Raw genomic sequence first — 7,699 nt, 5'->3', positions numbered from 1 at the left:
CCCCAGGCGCGATTTATGGCGGATCCGAAAGGTGCGTGAATGACCAGATGCTGGTCCCCGGCTTCGTCGAAAAAGCGCTCGAAAACGAGTTTGTCCTGCGTGGGGATAACGCCCAGGGCGGCGTGCGCGCTGCTGAGATAATGAACCAGTTGCCACGCGGCAGCATTGGTCAATCCGTGCGCTGAAACCAGCCATTCGGTGACGTTTTCAATACCGCCATCATCGAGCCGGGTTTGCATCTCCGCGCGTAGCTGCGACACGGCCAGGCTGAGTTCGCGGCTGCGCCCCGGCGCCTCGCCGAACCAGAATGGAATGTTGGGTGGCTGACCTTTGGCGTCTTCCACGTAAACCTTGCCCATTTCGGTCTTGAGAATGCGATACGCCGTATTACCTAGCTGAAAGATATCGCCGGCCATACTTTCGAACGCGAAATCTTCGTTCAGCGTGCCGACGGAATGGCCGTCGGGTTGCAGGATGACGCTATAGTCGAACTGATCGGGAATGGCGCCGCCGTTCATGATCGTGGTCAGACGTGCGCCACGACGTGCTCGTAGTCGCTTGTTGACCGCATCGCGATGTATCCAGGCGGCACGGCGGCCCCGGCGTGTGGAAAACCCGTCGGCCAGCATGGCCACCACGGCGTCGAATTGTGTACGGGCAAGGTCGCGATAAGGCCAGGCGCGGCGCACCCGCTCAAACAGCTCGTCTTCCAGCCACTCGCGGCAACTGACTTCGGCAACCAGGTGCTGGGCGAGCACATCGAGCGGCCGCGATGTTAACCGCAGCGTGTCCAACTCACCCCGCGCCACACTCATCAGCAGCGCCGTGCATTCGACCAGATCGTCGCGCGAAAGCGGGAACAGACGCCCTTTGGGCGTGCCCAGCACCGCGTGGCCGGAGCGGCCCACCCGCTGCAGAAATGTGCCTATGGAACGCGGCGAGCCGATCTGGCAGACCAGATCGACATCGCCAATGTCGATCCCCAGCTCCAGCGAGGCGGTCGCGACCAGCGCGCGCAGTTTGCCGGCTTTAAGGCGCTGTTCGGCATCCAGCCGGTGTTCGCGTGCGAGACTCCCATGATGCGCCGTGACGGCTTCATTGCCAACGCGCTCGCCAAGGTGGCGCGCCAGCCGCTCTGCCAGACGGCGCGTGTTGACAAAAATCAGGGTCGTACGATGTTCATCGACCAGCGCGGCCAGCCGGTCGTAGATTTCGGTCCATACTTCGCCCGCCATGACCGCCGTAAGCGGCGATCCCGGCACCTCCAGCGCAAGATCGCGCGCGCGCGCATGGCCAATGTCGACGATAGTGCAATCGTCTCCGGTAGCGCCGACTAAAAAACTTGCCAGGCTTTCGATGGGTTTCTGCGTGGCGGAGAGGCCTATGCGGATGAGCGGATGCGCACACAGCGATTGTAACCGTTCCAGCGACAGCGCCAGGTGTGCGCCACGCTTGCTGCCGGCCACTGCATGAATTTCGTCCAGAATAACGGTGCGTACCGATGCGAGCATGCGTCGCCCGGAATCGGAGGTCAGCAATATATAGAGGGATTCCGGAGTGGTAACGAGAATATGCGGTGGCCTGCGCCGCATACGTTCGCGGTCGGCCTGCGAGGTATCGCCAGTGCGCACCTGCGCGCGGACGTCAATATCAGGCAAGCCGCTCATCATCAGCTCCTCGCGGATACCGAACAGCGGCGCGTCGAGATTCCTGCGGATGTCGCTGGATAACGCCTTTAGCGGCGAGACGTAGAGAACTTGGGTGCAATCCTCCAGCGGATGCGCGAGGGCCTGACGGGTCAGATCATCGATGGCCGCGAGGAACGCGGCCAGCGTCTTGCCTGAGCCGGTGGGCGATGCGATCAGGGTGTGTCGCTTCGCCTTGATCGCGGGCCACGCCTCAAGCTGGGCAGGGGTGGGTGCCGGAAAACTGTTCTGAAACCAGTGGTTGACCGCAGGATGTAACAAGTTCAAAGACATATGTGTTGCATTAAATAAGTGGGTATTGATGCTGGGCGTTGAGATTGAAGCCAAGTTAACTGAACGGTTTATAATTCTCCGTTAAGTTATTGCGCTGGTTTGCTTTCGGTGAGTATGCGCCTTACAGTATTATGGCGCCAGCAGGTAGCGGCGGAATTATGGCAAAGGAGAGAGCCGTGTTATTTCTTCAATTTCGAAAGCGACATTATAAAGGGGAACCCAATGAAGCATAGTTACTCACGGGCATTGAATATTGCCATGCTGGCAGCCGTGGTTGTCACTGGAGCGGGCTGCGCCACCAGCGGCAGTATGGAAGAAGTGCGCAAGATGGCGGAAGAGGCTCAGTCCGCCGCCGCGTCCGCACAGCAGAGCGCCGATCAGGCGCAGAGCACCGCGGATTCGGCACAACAGAGTGCGGATAGCGCGATGAGCACCGCGAATGCGGCGTCTCAGACTGCGCGCGCGGCTGAGTCGTGCTGCGATGCGAATACCGAGAGGCTGAACCGCATGTTCCAGAGATCACAGCAAAAATAACCTTCGCCGCGGAACCTGACACCCACAGAACCCCCATGATATCGATGTAGGGGAATGTTGACGCAGGGGATATCGCGATAGGGCTCAGCCCGATCTGGCAGTTTTATTGCGCCTGGCCCTGGTCATGCGTTTCTGTGTGCGCCACCGAATTTAATGGCGTCGGCGTCTCCCCGCCGCGCCCCACCGCAATTGGGACTCCAGCCTGTTCGCGTACAAGGGTCCGCACCTTGCCCCAGTCAATTTCATACCCGGGCTGGGCTTTGGTCGCCGCGATAATCTGTGCGACGACAGGCGTCAAATTTTGCGCCGGCGCGGAATCCTTGCCATCGGACAATGGCGCATGCACTTCAAGATAAAGCTCGCCCTGATGCCAGCCGGCCTTGTAAGTCTGATTGACGATGCGCACCGGCGTGCCTACCGGTACGGCGTCGAACAGCGCTTCGATCTCTTCCGGATACAAGCGGATACAACCGTGGGTGACCTGCATACCGATGCCAAAAGGCTTGTTGGTGCCGTGAATAAGATAGCTGGGAAGACCAAGCCTCATCGCAAATCCACCTAACGGATTCTTTGGACCAGGCGGCACTGCGTTGGGCAGTGGATCGCCATCGGCCGCATGCTCTTTACGCACGGACTCGGGCGGATACCAGGTCGGATCCTTTACTTTTGAGATGACGCTGGTCGTGATCAGAGGCGTCTGCCACTCGCCGCGTCCGATGCTCACCGGATAGGTCACGATCCGCGGCTGCTCGCCGGCTTGCGTGGGGGGATAATAATAAAGTCGCTTTTCAGCGACGTTGATTACGACGCCCTCGCGCGGCGCATCCGGAAGAATATGCCGCGCCGGCAAAACAACCCGCGTTCCTTCGCCAGGCAACCACGCATCGACTCCCGGGTTGGCATGACGAATTTCATCGAAACCCAGGCCATGATGCCGCGCGATGTCGATCAGCGTGTCCTGATAGCGTGCGACGGTAGATTTTGATTCACCGACCAGTGCATCGTTCTCGGCTGGCAGGTTCAAAGTGGTGGCGCTGAGCGGGGCCCATGCCAACAGAGGCGGCAGCACCGCAAAGAACGAACAGATTATTTTTGCATTCATGCCGCGATTATATCGCAGGAAAAAACCGCGCGACCCGGTCCCGTAGCCGCCCGGCAACGCTAATGGCGCGTTCATCGGCCGTTTTGGTCGATTTCGGCGGTGTCATGATTGGCGGATGAGCGGTTGACGCTTCGCGCCCGACGTGGAGTATTGCGCTGATTCGTGGCCCGATGTGTGCTTAAATCGACGTGAGCGTCTGGTGGCTTGACTGTCATGGGCGTGGCTTGAGTTAAACAAAGTTAAACAATAATGGCCATCCGACATGGATGCCAACGAGGAGTTAGTGATGTCTGATCAATCCATTGCACACGGTCGTCGACGCGCCATCAAACTCGCCCTGGGCGGCGTCGTCGCCATTCCACTTGCCAATGTGCTTTTGCGCACGCCCGCACGCGCCGCGGAGACTATCTCGCCCAGCGACCAGGTTGCCAAGCAGCTGAAATATGTCGAGAAATCCACCGTCAAAGGTGAGACGTGCGCCAACTGCAAATACTATGGCGGCGGCGGCGAGTCGGGTCCCTGCCAGCTCATGCAAGGCCAGATGGTGCTGGCCGCGGGCTGGTGCAGTGCCTGGGCATCGGCGTAGAAACTAAGGTGCACCTGGCAGCGTTTCTGCCTGCTTTATCTGTAAGCTTTCTGACGCAATCGTTCCGGCCATGGAACGGCCGGATCGCTGCTCAGGTAACAATCGTAGCAACGCGCCGCCCACAGTCAGATGTTTCTCACGCGATTCCCCGCTCGGCCCCTCACCTTCAAGCGCGCACGATCTGGGCCCCGCACTGCGATACGCCGCACGCGCGCGGGAGCATATGCCCTGCTGTGTGGACTGGTTATCTGCGACGCCGCGGTTAAGAGTGACGTAAACAACTACGTTAGCGAGCGCGCCGCGATGCTCGAACACATCGAAGATTACGCGCAAGCACGCGACCTGGGTGAGAAGCAGCTGGACCCCGCGGTCCTGGTGGCGATGAATCGCGTACCACGTCACGAGTTTGTCCCCGCATATTTACGCGGCGGAGCGTACGAAAATCATCCCCTCCCCATTGGACACGGCCAGACAATTTCTCAGCCGTATATCGTCGCATTAATGACGGACTTGCTCGATGTTCAGCCCGATGACAGCGTGCTGGAAGTCGGCACCGGATCGGGTTATCAGGCCGCCGTACTAGCCGAGCTGGCCGGGCAGGTTTATACGATAGAAATCATCGAACCCTTGGCTGAGCGGGCTGCCGAACGCTTCGCGCAACTTGGCTATGACAATTTAACGACTCGCATCGGCGATGGTTACAACGGCTGGCCACAACAGGCGCCGTTCGATGCCATTATGGTGACCGCGGGCGCGGATCGCATCCCACCTCCGCTGGTGCGCCAGCTCAAGCCCGGCGGCACGATGATCATACCCGTCAACACCAGCGCATTTTCGCAGCACCTGATGCGGGTGCAAAAGACGCCGGAAGGCGACGTCGAGACACGTCAGCTGTTGCCGGTGCTGTTCGTGCCGCTCACTGGTGATCGTTAGCGTCAGCTTCCCGTGCGAGTCCAAGCCAAGCAAACAGCGCAATTACTTTGGGCCACCGAATTCAGGAATCTACCGTTACTTCCGCGCCCTTAACCACAATCGTATATCCTCGGGGTCATCTTGAGAAAACTAACGGAACTGTTAGCGGCATGGGAGTCTACGCCCGACGCCCAGCTAAGCGCGCGCGAATACACAATCCATCTACCGATCCGCGATGCGGCGCGGCTGGAGGCGCTGGCGGAAATGTACCCTGGCGCGGGACTATCGGTCATCATGACGGATATCGTTTCCGCGGGGCTTGACGAGCTGGAGGCGGCCATGCCTTACGTGCAGGGCGAACGGATCATAGAGGAAGATGAATTTGGCGACCCCGTTTTCGAGGACAAAGGCCCTTCACCGCGTTTTCACCAACTCACGCGCGCCCGCACCGAAGATCTGCGCGGGTCAGACTGCGCCATTAACCGCAAAAACGGCGAAAAATGAGGTTTATTGCATATCCTACAGCGCAATCGGCTGTATAACGATCGCTGATAATTGCGCGACCCCGGCATGGAAATTTTTTCAGCGTACGTGAAATCTCAGCTTGAAGTGCTGCTGCAGGTCGCCATCGCGATGGGTCTGGGCGGAGCCCGGGTTTGAGCGCGAGATGTCCAGCAAGCCGGCCGGCTTTCGCACGCACATGCTGGTCGCCGGCGCGGCGGCGCTGTTTATCGGGCTTGCCGACGTGCTGGCGGCCAGATTCGCTAACGAAGCCTACGCGAATGTGTTACGCATCGAGCCCATGCACATGTCGGGGCGATCATCACCGGCATCAGCTTTCTAGGCGCGGGAACGATCTTCCACGCCAGCAGCGGCCCGATCGAGGGATTGACCACGGCCGCTTCGATTCTGCTGGTCAGCGCCATCGGCATTGCAGTAGCGCTACACCAGTTGGTGCTCGCGCTGAGCGTAACGGTGCTGGCTTTGTTTGTATTGACCGCTCTGAGGCTGGTAGAAAATCTCTTCGCGCGGCGGCGCGACTGACGCATTCAGTTCCGGTATCCTCGCTCCGGCATCCCGCGCCGCCTCAACATCAACCGGCGCGCAGCATGCCGGCGATGGATGACCTGTACACGCGGAGCCGCGGCGCAACCGCGCAGCTGCGGTCGAGACCGTGGTGCTATCATCAGATAAATCAGCGGTGACGAGGAGACAACGTGACTAGAGCAGCCTGGCCGCGCAAGATATTAGCCCGCACAGGTAGCGCTGCACTGCTTGCCATGAGTGTGCACGCGCAGGCGGCGAGTGACACACCGGTCGGTCGCTGGACAACCTTCGACGACGATACCGGCAAAGCCACATCAATTGTCAAAATCCGCAATGTCGAAGGTGAGTTGCGAGGATGGATCGAGAAAATCCTGAAAACGCCCGAGGAAGGCGCGCTACCGACCTGCACCTTGTGCGAGGGCAAGCTCAAGGACGCGCCAGTGCAAGGCATGCGCTTCATGTGGGGACTGCGCAAGGACGGTGATGAATGGACTGGCGGGGAGGTGCTCGACCCCGAGACCGGCAAAATTTACCACGTGAAAATCGCGCTGGAAGATGCAGGGCGCGAACTTGAGGTTCGCGGTTATATCGGCATTCCGCTGCTGGGCCGTACGCAGACCTGGACACGCGTTGAATGAACCGCGACCTCAAGCAGTGTCGCATTGAGGTTCTGACCTTACGATGAAGGGGTCGCGCGACAAGCCGGGGATTTCGCGCATTGTCAGCGTGCGATGCTCACACTATGCAAATACTGAATTGGCGTCGTCACCTTGCCTGTCGACGACTAGCAAGCGTGCGCGCCAGGGGCAGTCCAGTCGCTTCATCCCCCTGACGGCGACCCGTAGCTTCCAACACCAGGCCGGGACCGCGAGGCGCGCGTCGTGACAACCATTAACGACCACGAGCGGGAGGTCGGCGGCATTGTCATAGACGATCGCGAGCTCGAGTTCCGCTTTATCCGCGCCTCCGGACCGGGTGGCCAGAACGTCAACAAGGTGGCGACCGCGGTGCAGCTGCGTTTCGACGCGGCCCGTTCGCCGTCGCTGCCCGACGAGGTGCGCGCGCGCCTGATAAAACTCGCCGGGCGGCGCGCTACCAGCGACGGGGGTGCTGGTAATCGACGCCCGCCGCCATCGCACCCAGGTGCGCAATCGCGAAGACGCGCAAGCCAGGCTGGCCGCGCTTATTCATAAAGCGGCAGAAATGCGCGCGCCCCGCAAAAAGACCCGGCCAACAATGATCGAAACGGCGCCGGCTGGAGTCGAAGCGGAATCAGGGCGCCGCAAAGCGGCTTCGCGGCAAACCAGATGACGACGTCTAGCCCAAAAAGCTGGGCCGCACGCGCGGCACTGCCGGGCGCGTAAGAACCGAGCAGTACTAGCAGGCTGTTGAAAAACCGTCGTTGCACATCTGTTGTATGAAGCGAGAGCGGTTAGAAGTCACGTCGTCCGACACAGCATAGGAACGACTCTCGGCAGCGACCTTCACCAGGAAGGGCTTTTTAGCTACGTTTCCCCGGAGAGCTGTATTCCGAAGCGT

7 protein-coding genes and 2 pseudogenes are annotated in these 7,699 nt (G+C 59.9%); 7 read left to right on the top strand and 2 right to left on the bottom strand.

The genetic code is table 11. The features are described from left to right. The coding region (locus H0V34_09350; GenBank protein ID MBA2491887.1) for a DEAD/DEAH box helicase at positions 1-1,979 on the bottom strand (1,979 nt) is incomplete at its 3' end. A gap of 258 nt (positions 1,980-2,237) precedes the next feature. Between H0V34_09350 and H0V34_09345 the strand changes: the two genes are divergently transcribed. Continuing rightward, positions 2,238-2,513, top strand: coding sequence for a hypothetical protein (locus H0V34_09345; GenBank protein ID MBA2491886.1), 276 nt, complete (start codon positions 2,238-2,240; stop codon positions 2,511-2,513). Positions 2,514-2,616: 103 nt separating this feature from the next. Here the strand turns inward: H0V34_09345 and H0V34_09340 are convergent, their stop codons facing one another. After that, positions 2,617-3,615 carry a L,D-transpeptidase family protein gene (locus H0V34_09340; GenBank protein ID MBA2491885.1) on the bottom strand — a complete coding sequence of 333 codons (999 nt, stop codon included), beginning with the start codon at positions 3,613-3,615 and terminating at the stop codon, positions 2,617-2,619. Between the two features lie 262 nt (positions 3,616-3,877). On the opposite strand from H0V34_09340, the gene H0V34_09335 reads away from it, so the two are divergent. The 6 genes and pseudogenes from H0V34_09335 to arfB all read left to right on the top strand — a co-directional run bounded on the left by H0V34_09335 (position 3,878) and on the right by arfB (position 7,481). Next, positions 3,878-4,201, top strand: coding sequence for a high-potential iron-sulfur protein (locus tag H0V34_09335; GenBank protein ID MBA2491884.1), 324 nt, complete (start codon positions 3,878-3,880; stop codon positions 4,199-4,201). 303 nt (positions 4,202-4,504) lie between these two features. Continuing rightward, on the top strand, positions 4,505-5,134 hold the full coding sequence (locus tag H0V34_09330) for a protein-L-isoaspartate(D-aspartate) O-methyltransferase (GenBank protein MBA2491883.1): 630 nt from the start codon (positions 4,505-4,507) through the stop codon (positions 5,132-5,134). Positions 5,135-5,272: 138 nt separating this feature from the next. Further along, positions 5,273-5,617, top strand: coding sequence for a type 1 pili tip component (locus tag H0V34_09325; protein MBA2491882.1), 345 nt, complete (start codon positions 5,273-5,275; stop codon positions 5,615-5,617). A 66-nt stretch (positions 5,618-5,683) separates the two neighbouring features. Continuing rightward, positions 5,684-6,157, top strand: a pseudogene (locus H0V34_09320) (MgtC/SapB family protein). 236 nt (positions 6,158-6,393) lie between these two features. After that, positions 6,394-6,798 (top strand): DUF2147 domain-containing protein, encoded by a 405-nt coding sequence (locus H0V34_09315; protein MBA2491881.1) that lies wholly within the window; start codon positions 6,394-6,396, stop codon positions 6,796-6,798. Positions 6,799-7,050: 252 nt separating this feature from the next. Beyond that, positions 7,051-7,481 (top strand): annotated as a pseudogene (gene arfB / locus H0V34_09310) (aminoacyl-tRNA hydrolase). Positions 7,482-7,699: the final 218 nt, after the last annotated feature.

The sequence above is a fragment of the Gammaproteobacteria bacterium genome, assembly GCA_013696315.1.
Classification (GTDB): domain Bacteria; phylum Pseudomonadota; class Gammaproteobacteria; order JACCYU01; family JACCYU01; genus JACCYU01.
Note: the sequence above shows the minus strand (reverse complement) of the source record. Positions and strands in the feature narration are given on the sequence as shown.

Bases quoted from the DNA above. Each gene is read 5' to 3' on its own strand.
- H0V34_09335 (MBA2491884.1), top strand. From the start codon at position 3,878: ATGGATGCCAACGAGGAGTTAGTGATGTCTGATCAATCCATTGCACAC.
- H0V34_09340 (MBA2491885.1), bottom strand. From the start codon at position 3,615: ATGAATGCAAAAATAATCTGTTCGTTCTTTGCGGTGCTGCCGCCTCTG.
- H0V34_09330 (MBA2491883.1), top strand. From the start codon at position 4,505: ATGCTCGAACACATCGAAGATTACGCGCAAGCACGCGACCTGGGTGAG.
- H0V34_09345 (MBA2491886.1), top strand. From the start codon at position 2,238: ATGCTGGCAGCCGTGGTTGTCACTGGAGCGGGCTGCGCCACCAGCGGC.
- H0V34_09315 (MBA2491881.1), top strand. From the start codon at position 6,394: ATGAGTGTGCACGCGCAGGCGGCGAGTGACACACCGGTCGGTCGCTGG.